The organism is Actinomadura soli, from assembly GCF_005889715.1.
GTDB classification, from domain to species: domain Bacteria; phylum Actinomycetota; class Actinomycetes; order Streptosporangiales; family Streptosporangiaceae; genus Spirillospora; species Spirillospora soli.
In genome coordinates this window covers 1-17,011 of sequence record NZ_VCKW01000189.1, presented here as the reverse complement: position 1 = coordinate 17,011, position 17,011 = coordinate 1, and the positions used below count along the sequence as shown (strand labels likewise).

General features: G+C 74.2%; 16 protein-coding genes. 9 read left to right on the top strand and 7 right to left on the bottom strand.

Annotated elements, in window-relative coordinates:
• A partial coding sequence (locus tag ETD83_RS29340) for a sortase (protein ID WP_171064497.1) occupies nt 1-422 on the bottom strand: 422 nt, incomplete at its 3' end.
• Nucleotides 423-777: 355 nt separating this feature from the next.
• Between ETD83_RS29340 and ETD83_RS29335 the strand changes: the two genes are divergently transcribed.
• Together ETD83_RS29335 and ETD83_RS29330 are read left to right on the top strand one after the other, a co-directional pair.
• Nucleotides 778-1,866: an HtaA domain-containing protein gene (locus ETD83_RS29335; protein ID WP_171064496.1), complete on the top strand. Its 1,089-nt coding sequence runs from the start codon at nt 778-780 to the stop codon at nt 1,864-1,866.
• 251 nt (nt 1,867-2,117) lie between these two features.
• Nucleotides 2,118-2,492 (top strand): DUF1508 domain-containing protein, encoded by a 375-nt coding sequence (locus ETD83_RS29330; protein WP_171064495.1) that lies wholly within the window; start codon nt 2,118-2,120, stop codon nt 2,490-2,492.
• Nucleotides 2,493-2,595: 103 nt separating this feature from the next.
• Here the strand turns inward: ETD83_RS29330 and ETD83_RS29325 are convergent, their stop codons facing one another.
• The 3 genes from ETD83_RS29325 to ETD83_RS42875 all read right to left on the bottom strand — a co-directional run bounded on the left by ETD83_RS29325 (nt 2,596) and on the right by ETD83_RS42875 (nt 5,696).
• Nucleotides 2,596-4,068, bottom strand: coding sequence for a sugar transferase (locus tag ETD83_RS29325; protein WP_138648451.1), 1,473 nt, complete (start codon nt 4,066-4,068; stop codon nt 2,596-2,598).
• Between the two features lie 24 nt (nt 4,069-4,092).
• A complete protein-coding gene (locus tag ETD83_RS29320; protein ID WP_171064494.1) occupies nt 4,093-5,433 on the bottom strand; it encodes a glycosyltransferase family 4 protein in 1,341 nt (446 codons plus the stop codon).
• A gap of 125 nt (nt 5,434-5,558) precedes the next feature.
• Entirely contained in the window at nt 5,559-5,696 is a 138-nt protein-coding gene (locus ETD83_RS42875) for a hypothetical protein (RefSeq protein ID WP_171064493.1), read from the bottom strand.
• Between the two features lie 96 nt (nt 5,697-5,792).
• On the opposite strand from ETD83_RS42875, the gene ETD83_RS42870 reads away from it, so the two are divergent.
• The 5 genes from ETD83_RS42870 to ETD83_RS29300 are packed head-to-tail and all read left to right on the top strand — an operon-like array spanning nt 5,793 to nt 11,764.
• Entirely contained in the window at nt 5,793-6,545 is a 753-nt protein-coding gene (locus ETD83_RS42870) for an Ig-like domain-containing protein (protein ID WP_171064492.1), read from the top strand.
• A 2-nt stretch (nt 6,546-6,547) separates the two neighbouring features.
• Nucleotides 6,548-7,558 carry a sulfotransferase gene (locus ETD83_RS29315; RefSeq protein ID WP_138648449.1) on the top strand — a complete coding sequence of 337 codons (1,011 nt, stop codon included), beginning with the start codon at nt 6,548-6,550 and terminating at the stop codon, nt 7,556-7,558.
• A complete protein-coding gene (locus tag ETD83_RS29310) occupies nt 7,555-9,030 on the top strand; it encodes a hypothetical protein (RefSeq protein ID WP_138648448.1) in 1,476 nt (491 codons plus the stop codon). The genes ETD83_RS29315 and ETD83_RS29310 overlap by 4 nt, the downstream gene beginning before the upstream one ends.
• The gene (locus tag ETD83_RS29305; RefSeq protein WP_138648447.1) at nt 9,027-10,526 is read left to right on the top strand and encodes an O-antigen ligase family protein; all 1,500 of its coding nucleotides are present in this window, start codon (nt 9,027-9,029) and stop codon (nt 10,524-10,526) included. Before ETD83_RS29310 ends, ETD83_RS29305 begins: the two co-directional genes overlap by 4 nt.
• Nucleotides 10,523-11,764 carry a glycosyltransferase family 4 protein gene (locus ETD83_RS29300; protein ID WP_138648446.1) on the top strand — a complete coding sequence of 414 codons (1,242 nt, stop codon included), beginning with the start codon at nt 10,523-10,525 and terminating at the stop codon, nt 11,762-11,764. Before ETD83_RS29305 ends, ETD83_RS29300 begins: the two co-directional genes overlap by 4 nt.
• 18 nt (nt 11,765-11,782) lie before the next feature.
• Here the strand turns inward: ETD83_RS29300 and ETD83_RS29295 are convergent, their stop codons facing one another.
• Nucleotides 11,783-12,247, bottom strand: a complete 465-nt coding sequence (locus tag ETD83_RS29295) for a cupredoxin domain-containing protein (RefSeq protein ID WP_138648445.1) — start codon at nt 12,245-12,247, stop codon at nt 11,783-11,785.
• A 276-nt stretch (nt 12,248-12,523) separates the two neighbouring features.
• On the opposite strand from ETD83_RS29295, the gene ETD83_RS29290 reads away from it, so the two are divergent.
• Both ETD83_RS29290 and ETD83_RS29285 read left to right on the top strand, forming a co-directional pair.
• On the top strand, nt 12,524-13,735 hold the full coding sequence (locus tag ETD83_RS29290) for a substrate-binding domain-containing protein (protein ID WP_138648444.1): 1,212 nt from the start codon (nt 12,524-12,526) through the stop codon (nt 13,733-13,735).
• Between the two features lie 162 nt (nt 13,736-13,897).
• Complete coding sequence (locus tag ETD83_RS29285) at nt 13,898-14,776, top strand: sulfotransferase family protein (protein ID WP_171064491.1); 879 nt, start codon at nt 13,898-13,900, stop codon at nt 14,774-14,776.
• A 9-nt stretch (nt 14,777-14,785) separates the two neighbouring features.
• Here ETD83_RS29285 and ETD83_RS29280 read toward each other — a convergent pair whose 3' ends face one another.
• Both ETD83_RS29280 and ETD83_RS42865 read right to left on the bottom strand, forming a co-directional pair.
• Nucleotides 14,786-15,754 carry a hypothetical protein gene (locus tag ETD83_RS29280; RefSeq protein WP_138648442.1) on the bottom strand — a complete coding sequence of 323 codons (969 nt, stop codon included), beginning with the start codon at nt 15,752-15,754 and terminating at the stop codon, nt 14,786-14,788.
• An 8-nt stretch (nt 15,755-15,762) separates the two neighbouring features.
• The coding region (locus ETD83_RS42865) for an MATE family efflux transporter (protein ID WP_171064490.1) at nt 15,763-17,011 on the bottom strand (1,249 nt) is incomplete at its 5' end.

Here is a 17,011-nt window from a genome sequence, read left to right as displayed (position 1 = left end):
GGGTTGCGTGCCACGACCTCGACCTGGGTGGGCCGGACGACGCGGACCCGGACGACCCGGTAGACGAACCAGCCGGTGCGGGTCTCGGCGACGACGGGGTCGCCGGCGCGGAGCCGGTCCAGGTTCCAGAACACCGACGGCATGCGGTGTCCGGCGACCGCCACGTTGCCGAGGTCGCCGGGCTCGTCGGCGCCCGGATAGCGACCGGGGCCCCGCGCCAGCGCGCCCGGGGTGACGCCGCTGACCACCACCCACCTCTTGCGCAGGCGCGGGACGTGCAGCCGTCCGACCGGCTGGCCGGGACGGGGCGGGGCCGACAGCGCCCAGAGGCGTTCGAGGTCGTGGTCCAGCCGGCGCTGGGCGCCGTCCAGCTCCCACGCCCGGCCCCAGAACTCATAGGCCACGAAAAGCAGGACGGCCATTCCGAGAGTGGCGAGGATCTCGCCGAAAGTATGGAGCCGGTTACCCCGGCGGGAGGTCGCGGCCGGTACATTAAGGCCAGATGAATGGCCGTCAAAGGCACGACGGCTCGGCGGTGGATAATTCATGCGAGCAATTCCCTCTCCAGGGCGAACGATCAATAATCGCATCGTCGCAATTCACATAATCATCCACAATCCCTGTTGACCACCACCGTTCGGGGCCGGACGAATGGTCCATTCGGCTTTCCCCCCGCTGCCCGGCCGGACGGAATGTTCACGCAACGGACTTAAGCGGTTCACCGGCGACGTTCCGGAGATCCGCGCCCGATGTTTTCCGTGCAGAAAGAGGTCGGAGATGCATAACCAGCTGCCCCAGCTCGGCCGGGGGCTGGTGGCCATGGGATCCGCGCTGATCGTGACCGGCCTGGCCACCGGCGCCGCGGCCGCGCTCGCCGACGCGCCCGGCGCTCCCGCCGCCGCGCCCGCGGCGGTCCAGAGCCCGGTCGCGGCCGGTCACCTGGACTGGCGCCGGGACGTGCCGTCCCAGCGCCCCCAGGCCCCGAGGAGCGAGGACGAACCGAAGGTCACCGCCGGCGACGGCGCGACACTGCGCCCCGATGGAACGATCCGGTTCCCGGTCGGCGCCGGCGGCTACGACGCCGCCTCGGGCTCGGCGACGGTGACCTACTGGGGAACCGCGACGTTCACCTACCCCGGCCGCACCGTGACGCTGCGGAATCCGGTGATGACCGTCAACCGCTCGGCGGCCACCGTCAAGGCCCAGCTCGGCGAGGGACCGAACGCGGGCGCCACGCCGTCGCCGGACGCCCCGTCCGACCTGCTCACCCTGCGCACCTCCGGCCTCCCGCCGGTGGTCTCCGGACCGACCGTCACCTGGAACGAGGTCCCGGCCGACCTGACGGCCGCGGGTCAGCAGGCGCTCGGCGACGACGGCGGCACCGGCGAGGTAACGGTCGCGCTCACCCTGGCGCAGGCCGCGCCGGCGGCGACGCAGCCCGGCCCGCGGGCCCTCGCGGCGACCACGCCGGCCACCACCGCGTCCCCTACCGGCACGTCCACGGCAACGCCGACGGCGCAGCCGACCGACTGCGTCACGCCCGCGCCGACCGGCAGCGCCCCCGGCACCGCGAGCCCGTCCACGACACCGCCCGCGAGCACGGCCGCGACACCGAGCGGCTCGGCGTCGCCCAGCACCACGCCGACCGGCACCGCTTCGCCAGGTGCCACCGACTGCCCGACCACGCCGGGCTCGCCGGGCGGCCCCGGCGAGGCCGCGGACAACGGGCCGGGCGGCGGAAACGGCTCACTGCCCAAGACCGGGGATTCCTTCATGATTCCGCTCACCCTCACGGGCGGGGCGATGGTGACCCTCGGCGGCGGCTCGATACTCGTCGCCCGGCGCCGCCTGGTCTCGTGGGAATGACGCCGATCGAACCGATTACCGAACCGATTACCGAGTAACCCCGGGAAAACCCTGGGTGACCCCCGGAGAATTGCACGGCTCGCCCAGAGCTTCCACATCCGGCCGGCCGCTCACCACCGCGCAACCGGTGAGCGGCCGACGGAGCCATACCGGCACGCGCCCCCCGCTCTCGCACCACGGTCCACACCCGGCTCGACGGGTCAAGGGCACCGCTATTCCACAGAGACGAGAGTAGGATCGAGATGCGTTTTGTGCGCTATCGCACGGCGGACGGGCTGGTCTTCTGGCGGTTTCTCACCGGCAACCACCGCATCGTCGCGATCTCCCCCAAGGGCTACCCGGACGCGGAGGAGACCGCGAACGCGATCCGGACCGTCCAGGCGTGCTCCCCGGCGGCGCCGATCGACTTCAGCAGCGACCGCGGCGGCATGTGGACCTGGTCCATGCGCGTGGACGGCAAGATCGTCGCGACCAGCGCGCACCCCTACGGCCGGCGCCGGGAGGTGGACTCGGCCGCGGCGCGGTTCCGGCTGCTGGCCCCCACGGCCGTCATCGACGAATGGGTGGGCGGACGCGGCGACCAGCGTCCCCGGCGCCGCGGGGAGTCGAGCGTCATGCGGGTCTGAACCCTCCACCGCCCGAGAACGCCCCAGCGTGAGGAGAACGACTGCCCGGCTCGCCCCCGAAGGACCAGGGACGAGCCGGGGAGCAGCGGGGATCAGCCGGAGGTCAGTACGCGCCCCGGCCTCGCAGCACCGCTCCCGCCGTCTTCCAGAGGATCGTCAGGTCGGCGGCGATGGACCAGTTCTCGACGTAGTACAGATCGAGCCGGACGGCGTCCTCCCAGGACAGGTCGGACCGTCCGCTCACCTGCCAGAGCCCGGTCATGCCCGGCGGCACGAGAAGCCGCCGGACCGCGTCCTCGCCGTACCGCGCGACCTCGTCCGGCAGCGGCGGCCGGGGACCGACGAGGCTCATCTCGCCCTTGACGACGTTGAGCAGCTGGGGAAGCTCGTCGAGGGACCAGCGGCGCAAGAACCGGCCGGCCCGCGTGATGCGCGGATCCGCACGGATCTTGAACAGCACCCCGTCGCTCTCGTTCGCCGCCACCAGGGCGGCCCGGCGCGACTCGGCGTCGACCGCCATCGTCCGGAACTTGTACATGGTGAACTCCCGGCCGTCCCGGCCCACCCGGCGCTGCCGGAAGATCGCCGGCCCCCGGCTGTCCAGCCGGACGGCCACCACGATCACGGCCAGGACCGGGGCGAACAGCGCCGTCAGCGACAGCGCGAGCACGCAGTCGGCGGCGGCCTTGAGGACCCGCCGCGGCCCGCCCAGCTCCGGTTCCTCGACGTGGATGAGCGGCAGGCCCGCGACCGGCCTGGTGTGGATGCGCGGCCCGGCGATGTCGGCGAGGGCGGGCGCCACCACGAGATCGACCCCGCTCGCGTGCAGTTCCCAGCCCAGCCGCCGCAGCGCCGCGGGGCTGAGGCCCGCCGACGCGGTCACCGCGACCGTGTCCGCGTCCAGCCTGGTGATGGCCTCGCGGATGGCGGCGGGCGTCCCGGCGAACGGCACGTCGTCGAAGAGGACCGGGGCCGCTTCACTGTCCGGGAGGCACACGCCGACCACGTGGAACCCGGTGTAGGGCTCGCTGCGGAACCGGCGGATCAGCTCGGCCGCCGGTGGGCCGCCCCCCAGGATGAGGACCCGGTGCGACCAGTCCCGGTGGGTCGTGCGCCTGCGATGCAACCGCCTGCGGGCCGCGTACCGTCCCGCGAGCAGGCCGAACGTGCCGATCGCGAAGGCCGCCCCGACGAACCCGCGGGCGAGCGGGAGGCCGGTGAGATAGCAGGTCGTCGCGACGAGGGCCGCCAGGCCGAGCCCGCCGTTGGTCACCCTCCGGTACTCCTCGGCGCCGTATCCGACGACCTTGGGGTCGTAGGCGCGCGTCAACCGCAGCGCGAGCAGCCAGAACGCGAAGAGCCCGAGCGCGAGCGACGGGTACGGGACACCGGAGACCGCCGGAGCCCGCCAGCCGAACCGTCCCAGGTAGGCGGCCGGGACGACGACGGCGAGGATCCCCACGTCGAGCGCGAGCACGATCCGCGCGTAGGCGGCCGGCCACGGCCGCCGGCCCCCGTCCCGCGCACGCTCGCGCAGCGGTGCCCGAGGGCTGAGGGCGATCTGCTCGGTCGTCATCGCTCCCCCTTGGCTCGGGCGGCCTCAGCGTTCGCCGGGCAGGCCCGCGACGGCCTCCGAAGCGCCCTCCGCCAGAGCCGCCGGTGTCGCGGACGACGCCGCTGCGGACGACTCCGGTGCGGACGACTCCGGTGCAGACGACGGCGGTGTCGCGGGCGCCGGTGTCGACGGGACGCCCAGGGCGTTGCGCCGGAGGGTGTCCGGCGGGGCGAGGAGCGTCCGGTAGAGGTGTTCGAGCGCATCGGCGGCCGCGTCCCAGGAGAAGCGGCGCAGGACCTCCTCGCGGCGGCGGGCCGCGCCCTCGTGCTCGCTCGTCCGGTCGGCCAGCACCTTGCCGAGGACGTCCCGCAGGTCCGCCGCGTCCCCGGGACGGAAGATCCGCGCGCCGGGGGCGTCGGAGCCGACGACCTCGAGGTGCGGGGCGATGCCGCTGACGACGACGGGCGCCGCGTGCGAGAGGGCCTCCAGGAGGGTGAGCGGCATCCCCTCCAGCACCGACGGCTGGACGAAGGCGGCGGCGTGCGCGTAGAGCGCGGCCAGTTCCTCCCCGTAGACATAGCCGAGGAGCCGGACGCGCCGGTCGGCCCCGGCCATGTCCTCAAGGCGCCGCACGTAGTCCGCGGTGAACGACGTCCCTCCCGCGATCACGAGGTCGGTGTCGCCGTCCAGCCCGGCGAAGGCGTCGATCAGCAGGTCGGGGGCCTTCTCCGGGACGAGCCGCCCGACGAACAGGACGTATCGCCCCGGCCGGAGCCCGCGGCGGACGACGGCGTCCTCGGGCGGCGGCGCGGACGGGCGTTCCACGCCGTTCGGAATCCGCACCGTCAGGCCCCGGCGTGCGCGCGCGTACTCCCCCTCCACCTCTTCGGACACCGCGACCACGGCGTCGGGCACCCGTTCGCTGGCGCGCCGGGCGGTGCGCAGCACGCCCTGGGCCGCGCGTCCCCACTTGGCGCGCCGGTCGTCGAACCCGTGCACGGTCTGGACGACCCGGGCACGCGACAGATAGCGCGGCAGCGGAGAGCAGAGTCCGGGGCCGAGCGCGTGGTAGTGGACGATGTCGTGACGCCGCGGGAGGGCGGCCAGCGTGCAGGCCATGCTGTGCACGATCGCGTCCAGGTGCTTGGAGCTGAGCGTGGGAACGTGGCGCAGGCGCATCCCCTCGTAGGAGTCCCGCCGTTCCGGGACGTAGCCGGGCCGGCAGTAGACGGTCACCTCGTGGCCCTTGAGCGCGAGCCGGCGGCCCAGGTGGGCGACGTGGTGCTCGACCCCGCCGTAGGTGGCGGGCACCCCGCGTTGCCCGATCATGGCGATCCGCAACGGCCGTTCGTCCAAGGGCGCTTCGGAATGCGACAAGGTACGCATTGACGGTCTCCCCATCGGGTGGTGACACGGCGGCCTTTCCGGCCCGCTCACCGCGGAACTCTAGGAATGCGTCCGCCCGGAATTGAACAATCGAGAGCCGCATTCGTCGCGCGGACGTCGCGCGTTCAATGAGAAAAGCCGGTCTTCGCCCCGCCGACGTCGGGCGTTAACGCAACGCCAAAAGCGCTGGTCACACGATCAACATTTTTCCACGCGCCACCTTCGCGCCATCCCGCGTTAACGCCACTCAACCCGTTCTCCATCTTTACCGTCCTTAGGCTGATGGGCCTGATAATCACCACCTGCGGAGCATCACCACGAAGCGGGGACACATGAAATTCGGTATTTCCGTGGCGCACGTGACCGCCGGCTCGGTCCTGTTCGGCGGGCTGACCGCCGTGCCCGCATGGGCGGCGGACACGGCCGCGCCGGACGCCACCATCGACCGGCCCGCCCTGCACGACGAGGTCTTCGGGCGTACCGGGCTGACCTTCGCGGGGACCGCGACCGACGACACCGGGGTCGCCTCGGTCGGCATCGCCTTCCAGGACCGGGTGAGCCGGCTGTGGTACCGCCCGGACGGCACCTGGGGCCCCTACCACCGCTTCACCGCAGCGCTGGCCGTCCCGAACGCCGTGAAGTCGGCCTGGTCGTACACGTGGACGCCGCCGTCGGCCGGCGCCTACACGGTGCAGGTCGTCGCGAAGGACACGGCCGGGCATCCCGACGCCGTCCTGCCCTGGCGCCGGTTCGACGTGGACACCTCGCCGCCCGACACGGTCATCAGGACACCGGCGGCGTCCAGCACCACCATCCGCCGGGGCCAGACCGCCACGATCAGCGGTTACGCCCGCGACGACCACGGCGTCCTGTACGTCTACAAGGCGATCCAGAACCGCGCGACCGGCAAGTGGCTGCGCACGGGCGGGACCTGGGGGGCCATCATGTGGCACCGGCTGCCCGTGCTCAGGCCGGGGGCCACGCTCACCGACTGGAGCTTCGGCCAGGGCATGACGGTGAGCGGCTCGTTCCTGATCCAGGTCCGCGCCTCCGACCGGGCCGGCCTGGTCGACCCCACCCCCGCGTCCCGCGTCTACACGGTCACCGGCTGACCATGCGGCACGATCCGGCGACCGCCGAGCCGTCCTCCGCCCGTCCCCCGGCCATGGCCGCCGCCGCGCCGGGCGACCGGCGGGTCACGGTCCTGCACGTGACCGGCACCGGGCGCAGCGGCAGCACCCTGCTCGGCGGGGTGCTCGGCCAGGTCCACGGCTTCTTCAACGTCGGCGAGCTCGGCTTCCTCTGGGAGCGCGGGCTCGCCGCGCACGGCGGCTGCGGCTGCGGCGAGCCGGTGCGCCGGTGCGCCGTGTGGGCGGAGATCCTGACCCGGGCCCTCGGCGGCACCGACGGCCCGGAGGCGGACGTGCTGCGCCGGATGCACGCGGGCACGACACGCGGCCGGGACGTGCAAGCCCTGCGGATCGCCCGCAGGCTGCCCAGGCCGTACGGGCCCGCGATGGACGAGTACGGCACGCTGCTGGGCCGCGTGTACACCGCGATCGCCGAGGTGACCGGCTGCCGGGTGGTGGTCGACACGACCAAGCCCGTCACCTACGGCCACCTCCTCGACCGGCTGACCGGCCTGGACGTGCGGATGGCGCATCTCGTCCGGGATCCGCGGGCCGTCGCCTGGTCCTGGCTGCGGGTCAAGCCGGGGGCCGCCGCGGACGCGATGGCGAGGCGTCCCGCGCTGGTGAGCGCCCTGCTGTGGCGGGCCGGGAACGCCGCGGCGGCCGGCCTGTGGGGACAGGACGCGGATCGCTACCTCGCCGTCCGGTACGAGGATCTGATCGCCGACCCGGAGCCCTGGCTCGCGGCGATCGTACGGCTCGCCGGCCCGGGCGATCCCGACCTGCCGCTCGTGGACGCGCGCACCGCCGTGCTCGCGCCGACCCACACCGTCGCGGGCAACGTCGACCGGCACCGGTCGGGACGGGTCGTGTTCCGGCTCGACGACGAATGGCGGCGGGCGATGCCACGGAACCAGCGCCGCGTGGTGGAGGCGGCGACGTTCCCGCTGCGGCTGCGCTATGGCTACCGGGGCGGCGCCGGGAGCGGTGAATGACGGGGGCACCAGGGTTTCGCGCGATGTTCCGCGGGCTGGCCGTCGTTCTCGGGTGCGCACTGGTCGCGGCGGGTTGCACGACGCAGGAACGCGAACGCGCCCCGGGGCCGCTCGGCGGCCCGCACCCGCCGCCCGCCGGGACGTCCGCACGGCTCGTCCAGCCGTTCGGGGTGAAGTGGAACGGTTACGCGTATCCGCCCCGGTACGGGCCCGTGATCGACTCCTACCGGGGCGGCGGGACGTTCCACGACATCACCTGGTGCGGAGTGGAGCGGGCCCGCGGGCGGCAGCGGTGGCAGGCCGAGGACAAGGTCGTCGACGACGCGTTGCGGCGCGGCTACGAACTCCTGGTCCGCATCCGGATCGGGTCGTGCTGGGCGAGCGGCCGGGCGCCCTCGTCCGCCCCCCGGATCTCCGCCTCGTACCCGCCCGCCGACCTGGACGCCTACCGCGGTTTCGTCCGCTCCCTCGTGACCCGGTACGCCGCCAAGGGCGTCCACCTGTACGCGATCGAGAACGAGATCGACACCGTCAACCATTGGGGTGCCGACCCCGCCGCCTACCCGCCCGTGGCGCGGGCCGGGGCCGCGGCCGTCCGGGACGCCGACCCGCGCGCCAGGCTGGCGGACGCGGGCCTGTCCAGCTCCGGCTACGGCCTCGCGGTGGCGAAGGCATGGGCCGACGCCGGACGGCAGAGGCCCGCGGTGAGCTTCTACCAGGCGTTCTACGAGCGGCGCCGGAACGGGCGGCTCCCCGAGGTCTGGGACGGGAACGGCTTGCGGGCCGCCTTCGCGTCCTCCACCGGGCGCCGGATCCTCGCGGCGCACGAGGCCGTGACCGGCCTCGACAAGGCCCGGGTCTTCGACATCTACCAGCTCCACTACTACGACCCCTGGCGGCTGGCGGGGCACGTCGTCGACGAGATCCGCAGACGCGTCCCGCCGGGCATGCCGATCGAGGCATGGGAGGCGGGCTCCTTCTGGCCGGGCCCGGACTACGACGCCGCCGGGCACGCCGGGGAGACCGTCCGGCTCGCCTCCGACCTGCTGGCGCGGGGTGTGCGGCGGGTGGTCTACCTGCCGCTGTTCCACACGCCCGGGGCCGTGGCGCCGAAGGAGACCTGGCGGGGCCTGTACGCGGCCGACGGCACCGCCCGTCCGGCCGCCGAAGCGCTGCGGCGGCTGCGCGAGTCGACCGGGTCGGGGACGTGGCGGCCCTACGACCGCGCCGGGCTGCGCGGCGCCGCCGTCGACCGGGGACCGTCCACGACCCTCGTGCTGTGGAGCGCCGACGGGCGCGCCCGGCGCCTCACGGCCCCGCCGGGACCCGCCGCCGAGATCGTCCCGCTGCCGGTCGGTGAGCCTCGGACCTGGGACGACGGCGGGCTCGAACTAAGCGCCGACCCGGTCGTCATCTCCACCCGGACCCCGCTCCCGGCCACCCTCGACTGGCTGAACGGAAACGCCGGATGACCGTCACCGATCGCGCGCCGCGACGCTTCGGCACCGCCCTCGCCCTGTGCGGCGCGGCCGCCCTCGCCGTGAACACCGGAGCGGGCATCGCCTCGGGGGCGGGCCGGGCGTCGATCGTGGCGCCGCTCGCCGTCGCGGCGGTCGCACTGCTGGGCCTGCTCGCCCTCATCCGGTTCGCCGCGTTCGTCCTCGCCGTGCTGCTCGTCCGCACTGCCCTGGACGCCGCCAAGCTGGACGGCGAGCTGAACACGACCGGGGAGGCCGCGAGTTCGGCCGTGCCCGGCTGGCTGGACCCCGGCGCGATCCTCGGTGTGGGGTTCGCCGTCATCGGCGTCGCCTGGCTGGCGGCGCAGCCGCCCCGCCGCGCGCGGACGCGGACCGTCATGGCGCTGCCCGCCGCCGCGGTCGCCATGGTGGCGGCGTCGGCGTTGAGCCTGGTCGGTGGCCGGGCGACCGGCACAGCGGCCGGCGTGGCCGCCGGGGAGGTCATGCGGCTGGCCGCGATGGCCGTCATGCTCCTGGTCGTCGAGCGCCTGGTGTCGGACGACCAGCACCGCCGGGTTCCGCTGCTCGCGGCGGTCGTCGCGTCGGCCGTCGCACCGGTGGCGACGACCGTCTACCAGGTCGGCACCGGTAACGGGCTGCTCGACGTGCACGGGATCCTGCGACCGCACGGGACGTTCTGGCATCCCAACGTCCTCGGCGTGTACTCAGCGCTCATGCTGACCGTCGCGGTGGCGCTCCTCCCCCGGCTGAGCGGGCGGCTCGGCTTGAATCCGCGCACCGGGCTCGTCCTGCTGACCTGCGGGCTCGCGGTCGCACTCGTCGCCAGCCACACACGAGGGGCGTGGCTGGCGGCGGTGGCCGGGCTGGCGGTCGTCGCCGTCCTCACGGGACGGCGGCTGCTGCTCGTTCTCGGCGTGGCCGTGCTCCTCCCGCCGCTCGCGCTGCCGTCGGTCCGGGCGCGGCTGACCGATGCCGCCGGCTCCGCGCCTGGCGCCCCCGAGAGCTCTCTGACCTGGCGCTTCGAGCACTGGGGCCAGGTGCTCGACCTGATCGGCGGCAATCCGGTGACCGGGCTCGGGCCGGGGGCGGCGCGAACGGCGCTCGGCAAGGAGGTGCACAACGACTACCTGCGGGCGCTCGCCGAGACCGGGTTCGTCGGGCTGCTGGCGTACCTGGCGCTGCTGGCCGCGTTCGTGCTCACGGCCAGGGCCGCGCTCCAGGCCACCGCCGACCTCCAGGCCAGCACCGACCTCCAGGGCAGCGCCGGGCCCCTTCAGGAGGGGGCACTCGATCGCGGGGTGGCGGCCGGCTTCGCCGGGGCCGTGGCCGTCCTCGCGGTCTTCGCGATCGCCGACAACGTCATGACCACGGTCGCCGTCCAGTGGTACGTGGCCGCGCTCGCCGGGATCGCCCTGGCCATCATCCGTGCGCGGGACACGGACGAGCCGCCCGTCCCCGCCCCGCCGAACGCCCCCGGAGGGCGACCATGAGGGTGCTGCACATCAACAAGTTCCTCTACCGCCGCGGCGGCGCCGAGGCGTACATGCTGGACGTGGCCGCGATGCAACACGAGCGGGGGGACGCCACGGACTTCTACGCCATGGACCATCCCGACAACATTCCCTCGCGATACGCCGGGCACTTCCCGTCCCACCTTGAGATGAACCCGCTGCCGCCCGGGGTGGCGGGCAAGATGAAGGGGGCGGGCCGCATGATGTGGTCGGTCAGCGCCCGGCGCGGGCTGGCCGAGGTGATCGCCGGGTTCCGGCCGGACGTCGCGCACCTGCACAACGTCTACCACCAGCTCTCCCCGTCGATTCTCGCGGCGCTGCGGACAGCCAAGGTGCCGACGGTGATGACGCTTCACGACTACAAGCTGGTGTGCCCCTCGTACACCATGCTCGCGCACGGCCGTCCCTGCACGGCGTGCGTCAGCGGCGGGCTGCGCCAGGCGGTGGCGCGCCGCTGCAAGGGCGGCTCGCTCCCGGCGAGCGCGGCGGTCGCGGCCGAAACCTGGCTGCACCGGCGGCTCGGCGCGTACGACCAGGTCACCGTGTTCATCTGCCCGAGCCGGTTCCTGGCGGAACGGCTCACCGAGGCGGAGGTCTACCGCGACCGGCTCCAGGTGCTCGACCATTTCGTCCAGGCGCCCGCGCATGCCGCGCCGTCCGGCTCGGACCCGGGCGGGCGGCTGCTGGCAGCGGGGCGGCTCAGCGCCGAGAAGGGGGTCGACACCGCGATCCGGGCGGCCGCCCTCCTGCCGGACGGCGTGCGGCTCGACATCGCCGGGGACGGCCCCGAACGGCAGGCGCTGGAGAGGCTGGCCGAGGACGTCGCCCCCGGACGGGTGACGTTCCACGGCCGCCTCCCCCGGCACGAGGTGGAGGCGCTCATGCGGTCCGCGGCGGCGCTGCTCGTCCCGTCCCGGTGGTTCGAGAACCAGCCCATGATCATTCTTGAGGGCTTCGCGTGCGGGGTACCGGTCGTCTCGACACCGCTGGGCGGCATCCCCGAGCTGATCACCGACGGGGTCTCCGGACGGCTGGTCCCGCCGGACGAACCGGCCGCGCTCGCGGCGGCGGCGCACGGCTATGTAGGAGACGCGTCCGCACGGCGGTCGGCGGGAGAGGCGGCCCGCCGGATCGCCGCGGAACGCTTCTCCCCCGAAAGGCACCTCGCCGGACTGGACGAGCTGTACGCGAGAGCCGGAGCCCCCGGCCCCCTTTGACCGAAGCGAATCCCGGCGTCAGGGACGAACGGCCGGAAGGTTGATCTCGACGACCCCGTCCGGCACCGGAGCGGCGCTCTTTCCCGATCCATTTCCGGCGCGCTTTCCGCCGTCCTGGCCACTGTCGGCCTTTTCGGTGCTCGCCGGAGTGAGGACGAGCCGATAGGCGAAGGTGCCGGACGTACTGAAAGTGCGGGCATAGGCACCGCCCGGCGCGATCGGCCCGGACGGGGCGGTGCCGTCCATCAGCCGCACCTCCCGAGGGGCGGACGACTCGTTGCGCCACGTGATCCGGTCACCCGGCCCGGCGATGACGCGCCGCGGAACCGGCCCGGCGTCGGTGAGCCGCACCGTCCGCCCGGCCGCGACCTCGGTGGACACGACCCGGGGCAGCGTCTTCGTCTCCGGCTCACCGGAACCGCAGGACGCGGCCCACGGCGACGCCACCAGCAGTCCGGCGAGCGCGATCGGCACCTTTCTCATGTCAACGGACCCTGCAGCCCGGCGGCCATCGAGCGATGACGGGGACATTATGGCGTGATGAACTCCGGAAAGCACGGGCGAAATTCGGCGCCCGATCCGCCCGCTCGCGCCGAACATTAACTAGACGTCCCGGAATCGCGATAACCGTTCGCCCGCCCGCCCCGGTCCGTTGGTCGACGCAAAGCAGCGAACGGATGAACATCGGCTTTGATGTCGCGACGCGGCTGAACTCCTGCGCAGTACGGCAGGAAAGACGTCGACCAGGAGGCCGACCCCATGTCTGCAAGGAACGACGAGCGCAAAAGATTCAGTTTCCGGAATTTCCGGCGGCGCACGCTGCTGGTGGTGGCCGCCGCGGCCGGCACGGTCGCGCTGACCGTCCCGGCCCTCGCCGCCCTCCCGCCGTTCACCGACGGGAAGGTCAGCCCGTTCATCCGTGGCGCCGGATCCGACACCACCTATGACGTGATGCAGAACCTGGACAAGCTCTACAACCTGTCCCCGGGCTGCAACCTGCGGGTCCCGCCGGCCGTCCCGCAGATGGAGTGCGACCCGGCCGACCAGGCCGCGGCCGTCCGCACCGAGAACTACGACCACGAGGTCGCCACGAGCCTCTTCCCGCAGGGCTCGTCGGCCGGCCTGCGCATGCTGTGCCAGAAGAACGACGGCACCGCGGGCGTGTACGACATCAACTACGCCCGCTCGTCGTCCGGGCCCGGCAGCGTCCCGACGCAGTGCCAGAACGCCAACGACCCGCTGCGCTACGTCGGGTTCGCCAAGGACGCCATCGCGATCCCCAAGTGGGCCGGCGGCGCCTCGGGCCCGGTGACCAACCTGACCCACGCCCAGCTCCAGGAGATCTTCCGGGACATCTCCGGTGACGGCTGCACGGAGGACTGGGGCGACTTCGGCGGCACGCCGGGAACCCAGATCATGGTGAACGGGGTGCAGACCAGCTCCGGCACCTACGCCGCGTTCCAGGCGTTCATCGGCGGCGACCCCAACACCTGTGTCGCCGCGACCGGCGGCCAGATCCTGTTCGAGAACGCCTGCACCCCGATCAACGACCTGCCCGCGGCCGACAAGGGCCGCGCGATCTGGTGGCTGTCGTTCGGCAAGTACGTCTCCGGCTCGGCGGAGTGCACGGACGCCGCCACCGACCTGATCTCCGTGGGCGGGGTGGCCCCGACCGCCACCACCATCCAGAACGGCACCTACCAGTACAACCGGACCGTCTACAACGTGTACCGGCGCAACCTGCCCGCCGGCACGCCGTGGGCGCTGGGCTACATCGGCGAGAACGGCTGGATCTGCAAGCCGAACTCGCTGCACAGCAAGCCGGTCGGCACCACGGGTCCCGGCCAGGAGCACGCGGGCGCCGACCGCAACTACGGGCAGGCGATCGACAAGGTCATCACCGACGCCGGCTTCGTGCCCGTGAACTCCACGCCGGGCGCCAACAAGTGCACCACGACCGACGTCAACTGACCGGCGACGTCACCTGACCGGGGAGCGCGAGGGGCCGTCCCCCCGGCCCGGCAGCCCCCGGTCGTAGACACCACCCGTCCCCGACCCCATGATCCGCGTCGCGACATCCGCGGGCCCGGCTCCCCCGAGCCGGGCCCGCCCGACGTCACCGGGAGCGCCTTCGTGTTCGGCTTCGTCATCGGCAGCGGCCGCTGCGGCTCCACCCTCGTGCACGAGGTGCTGGCCCGCCATCCCGAGATCGGGTTCGTCTCGAACCTCGACGACCGCTGGGCGCGCTGTCCCGGCCCCGTCCGCCGCCGCAGCGGCGCGATCTACCGCCGGGTCCCGCCCCGCCGCACCCGCAAGGGACGGCTCCGGTTCGCCCCGTCCGAGGGGTACCGGGTCCTGGACCGGGAGGTGTCACCGCTGCTCGCCGACCCGTTCCGGGACCTCACCGGCGCCGACGTCACACCCTGGCTGGACGGACGCCTCCGGACGTTCTTCGAGGCCCGCCACGCGGCCGAGGGCGCCCCGGTCTACCTGCACAAGTTCACCGGCTGGCCGCGTGCCGCCCTGCTCCACGAGGTCTTCCCCGAGGCCAGGTTCGTGCACGTCGTCCGCGACGGCCGCGCGGTGGCCGCGTCCTGGCTGCGGATGCCGTGGTGGCGCGGTCACCTGGGCCCCGCGGGCTGGCACTTCGGCCCGCTGCCCGAGCCGTACGCCGCCGAGTGGGAGGCGTCGGGACGCTCGTTCGTCCTGCTCGCGGGGATCGCCTGGAAGCTGCTGATGGACGCCTACGAGACCGCCCGCGCGGCGGTGCCCGCCGAGTCCTGGCTGGAGGTCCGGTACGAGGACGTCCTCGGCGACCCGCGCGGGCGGACGAAGCTCGTCCTGGGGTCCCTCGGGCTGTCGTGGACGCCCGCCTTCGAGCGCGGCTTCACCCGGCACACGTTCTCGTCCGCGCGTGCCGACGCGTTCCACGGCGACTACTCGCCCGCGCAACGGGAGGCGCTCGACCGCTCCTTGGCCGACCACCTCGCCCGCTTCGGCTACCCCGTCTGACCCGCCCCCTCAAGGGAGTTCGGCGGGCTGGGCGGGACGATCGCCCGGCGGCACGGGGAGGGGGTCGCGGCGCGGGTGGCGGCTCTGGACGACCACGAGGATGCCGACGGCGGCGAGCACGCCCGTCCCGGCGGACAGCGCGCCCGTCCGCAGGACGATCACGCCGCGGTCGACGGGCCGGGCCGCCGCGGAGACGGGGACGAGGGAGGCGCGCGCCGCGTCCGTCCGCGCCTCCAGGTCGAGGACCTTCAGCCTGGCGTCGGCGGCCTTGCGGTCCGCCTGCGCCACCCGGTCCTGGAGCTCAGCGACCTCCATCGCGCGCGGGGCCAGCACGGCCAGCCGCTTCTTGCGGGTCTGCAGGGCCGTCCTGATCTCGGCCGGGGACCGGTTGCCGCCCGGGGCGTCCAGCTCGACCTCCAGCTGGGCGACCTGGTTCTGCAGCGCCCGGTACTCCTCCAGCGGCAGCCCGCCGTACCTGGCCGCCGCCCGGTCGAGCGCCCGCCTGCCCGATCCGGCCTCGCTCTCGGCGGCGGCGGCGGAGCCTTGCGCGGCTTCCATGGCGGGCCGCATCAGCTCGGTGACCGCCGCCCCGGCCGCGGCCTTGGTGACGGCGGGCGCCTCGAAGCGGCGGGTACCGGTGTAGGTGACCCGGACGATCGCCCCGGCATGCGCGCCCTGCTGGGGCCGCGAGGTGCGGAGCCCGTTCCGCGCGTCCCCCGCCCGGACGGACGTCTCACGCGCCACGGCGGCGGCCACGGCGCTCGACGCGACGAGCCCGCGGTAGGTCGACACGTGCTGTTCCAGCAGCGCCGCGCCGCCGCCGTCGGCCGGAGCGGGCACCCGGATCTCCACGCTGTGCCGGTACTCGGCGGGCTGGACGGCGGCCCAGCCCGCGCCGCCCGCCGCGGCGATGATGGGCACGGCCGTCAGCGGGACGACGACGGCCCGGTGGCGGCGTCCGTACTCGGAGAGTTCCATCGTGCTCCTCAGGCGGTTCGGGAGGCGGGCATCAGGGCCTCGCTCCGGGGGGACGGCGGCGGGCCGGCCAGCGCGCGTGCGAACTGGCGCCACCACAGGACGAGGCCGGCGCAGTTGGCCAGCGCCAGCCCGTACAGCGCGCCCGGGGCGCCGGCCGTCCAGGCCCCGCCGGCGCCGCACAGCACCGACAGCGGGACGACCATCAGGCGGATCGTCGCGCCGCCGCGGGCGTCGCCGATCGCGCGGAGACCGAGCGCGGGACCGGTGATCGCCGCGATGCTCACGAAGAGGGCGCACTCGGCGAGCAGCACGGGCCGGGCCAGCGTCCAGGACTCCCCCGCGAGCGCGCGGCCCAGCTCGTCCGGCACCAGCAGCACCAGCGCGCCGTAGCCGAGGGCGAGCGCGACGAGGGCGGCCGTCAGGCCGCGGACGGCCCGGCGCAGCGCCGTGGCCGACCGGCGTCCGGCCGCCACCGCCGCCGGCACGGTGACCAGCGGCACGGCCTGCAGCACGACGTTGAGCGCGCCGAACAGGATCTCGGCGGCGCGGATGGCGGCGAGGGCCGGGAGCCCGCCGAGCGCGCCGGTCGCCAGGAGCGCGAGCTGCCGTCCGCCCATCCGGGCGGCGAAGTCGACGGTGTAGCCGGGCAGCAGGTCGCGGTGGGCGGCGATCCACCGCCCGGCGCGCCACGGGGCGGGCGCACAACCGGACTGGACGCTCCCGAACACCGCCGCGGCCGTCGCGGACGCGCCCCAGGCGGCGACGAACGCGCCGACGCCGGGCCGCCCGTCCGCGACCAGCACCCCGCCGACCGCGAGCACCTGGCCGAGCCCCCAGACACCGTCGTTGAGGACGGCCCGCCACGGCCGTCCCGCGGCGATGAAGGCGAACCGCCACGCGTCCTTGAGCAGCAGCCCCGGCAGGGAGGCGGCGAGCGGCAGCAGGGCCGCCCCGACCGCCCCGCCGGACACGAGCGCGGCAGGCAGCACGACCGCGCCGGCGGCGGTCCCGACCGCCACCGCCATCCCGGTGCAGTCCCGCGCCCCGGCGCGCCATTCCGCGTCGGCGGCGCCGCTGAGGCGGACCAGGAACGGTTCGCTGGCGACCGCCCGGGACGCCCCCGCCACGATCAGGTACAGGGCGTAGGCGACTCCGAAGGCGCCCAGCCCGGCGGGCCCGGCGTTCCTCGCGACGACGATGGTCAGCGCGACACTGGCCAGGCTCGACACCGACTGGTCGGCGAGCCCCACGGCGAGC